Annotated in this window: 2 protein-coding genes; both read left to right on the forward strand. The window is 75.8% G+C overall.

Translation table 11 applies throughout. The features are described from left to right. Window positions 1-349 precede the first annotated feature (349 nt). Window positions 350-1,603: a lycopene cyclase family protein gene (locus H5J33_RS32545; protein ID WP_181798317.1), complete on the forward strand. Its 1,254-nt coding sequence runs from the start codon at window positions 350-352 to the stop codon at window positions 1,601-1,603. Beyond that, on the forward strand, window positions 1,600-2,083 hold a 484-nt coding region (locus H5J33_RS32550; protein ID WP_258565567.1), incomplete at its 3' end, for a DUF5914 domain-containing protein. The genes H5J33_RS32545 and H5J33_RS32550, both read left to right, overlap by 4 nt.

Here is a 2,083-nt window from a genome sequence, read left to right on the forward strand (position 1 = left end):
GTGCTTCGCGTGGACAGGCCGCATCCCGGTGTCCCTCCGTCGTGTTCGTACCCGTCGTGCCGTCACCCGTCCGCCTGCGCGCGGACGGACCCGTGAACGCCCCACGCGATCGCCGGGACCAGCGGGGACCCGCCCCCAGCGTGCCGCGTCCGGCGCCCGGCCGCTCGCCGCCAAGGGGTGCCCTGCATCCGCCGGGGTACACAATCCGCGATACCGGGCCGGGCGCGGCGTGCCCTCCGACGGCCGGTTCGGGCACCCGTCGGGACCGCGACGATCCGCGACCGGAGGCAGTACACCGAAGGAAGTACACCGAGGACTCGCGGGAAGTACACCGAGGAGAGGAGACGCCGTGCCGGACACGGACGTGGCCGTCGTGGGTGCGGGCGCCGCCGGGCTGTCGCTGGCCCACCGGCTCGCCGGACACATCCCCGGCCTGCGGACACCGTCCGTGGTGCTGGTGGACGCGCCGCCCGGCCCGCTTCGGCCGCCCCCGCGGACGTGGTGCCACTGGACGCCGGGAACGGGGCGGTTCGACGCGGCGGTGCGGGCCGAGTGGCGGCGGCTGAGGGTGCGCCCGCGCACCGGAGCCCCGGTCGAGGGCGACATCGACCCGCTGCGGTACCGCATGATCCGCTCCGACGACTTCGAGCGCCTCGTCTCCCGGGACCTGGCCCGCAGCCCCAACGTGCGGCGCCTGGAAGCCACCGTCGAAACGGTGGAGGACGTGCCCGGTGGCGCGCTCGTCCACCTGAGGGACACAGATGGACGGGCGCGGACGCTCGGTGCCCGCTGGGTGTTCGACTCACGCCCCCTCGGCAGCCTCCCGGCCGCCCGGACCACCCTGCTCCAGCACTTCCACGGCTGGTTCGTGCGCACCGCACGGCCCGTCTTCGACCCGGCCGCCGTCGAACTGATGGACTTCCGCACCCCGCAGCCCGCCCACGGCCTGTCCTTCGGCTACGTCCTGCCGACCGGGCCGTGCGAGGCGCTCGTGGAGTACACCGAGTTCTCCCGGCGCACCCTCGCCCCGGACCGCTACGAGGCCGCCGTGCGGCACTACGCCGACGAGGTGCTGCGGCTCGGCGAACGGCAGGTCCTGGCCACCGAGACCGGAGTCATCCCGATGACCGACGCGCCGATCGCCCGGCAGACCGGGGCCTCGGTCTTCCGCATCGGCGCCGCCGGCGGAGCCACCCGCCCCGCCACCGGTTACACCTTCGCCGGACTGCAACGCCAGACCCTGGCCGTCGCCGACGCCCTGCGCCGCGGCCGCCGCCCCGTGCCGCCCGCCGCCCACCCGGCGCGCCACCGCGTCATGGACGCCGTCCTGCTGCGCGCCCTCGACAGCGGCCGGGCCGACGGCCCGGACCTGTTCGGCCGCCTCTTCACCCGCGTGCCCATGGCACGTCTGCTGCGCTTCCTCGACGGGGACACCCGCCCGCACGAGGACCTGTGCATCGGCCTGCGGACCCCCGTCCGGCCGATGCTGCGCTCCGCCCTGGAACTGCCCCGCCTGCCCCGGCGCCCCTACGACCCGCCCCCGGCACCGCGTCCACCGGTGTTCCGTGCCACGCCGCACCTTCCCCCGACGGAGACCGCATGACCCTGCTGCGCGACGAGCGACTCGCCGCCGCCTTCGACCACGCCGCCCGCGGCTACGACACGCTCGTGGCCGCCAACCCCGGCTACCACGCCCACCTGCGCCGTTCGGTGGGCGGTGAGGAGCCCCTGGACGCACCGGTCGTACCGCCCCGGCCCGAGCCCGCGCGCGCTCTGACGGCCGTCTACACCGGTGTGGGCGCCTGCGAGCCGGAGGACGTGGTGGCGAACCGGCTCGATCCGTGGCACGGAGCGTGGCTGCACCCGTACGCGTTCGCCGATCTGACCGTGGTGGACGCCCCCGGCGACCCGGCCGGCGCGGTGGACGGCGGTCCGGACGCCCTGACCGTCGACGTGTCCTTCAAGGTGGCGGGCCGCATCGTCGTACCGGTCCGCGCCGTCTTCACCGCGCCCGGCCCCCGTACGGTCGTCATGCGCGTCTGCGAGGGCGAGGGCGCGGGGTCCGTCGTGGAGACCCACGCCA

Source organism: Streptomyces sp. WELS2, from assembly GCF_013870595.1.
In the GTDB taxonomy this organism is placed as follows: domain Bacteria; phylum Actinomycetota; class Actinomycetes; order Streptomycetales; family Streptomycetaceae; genus Streptomyces.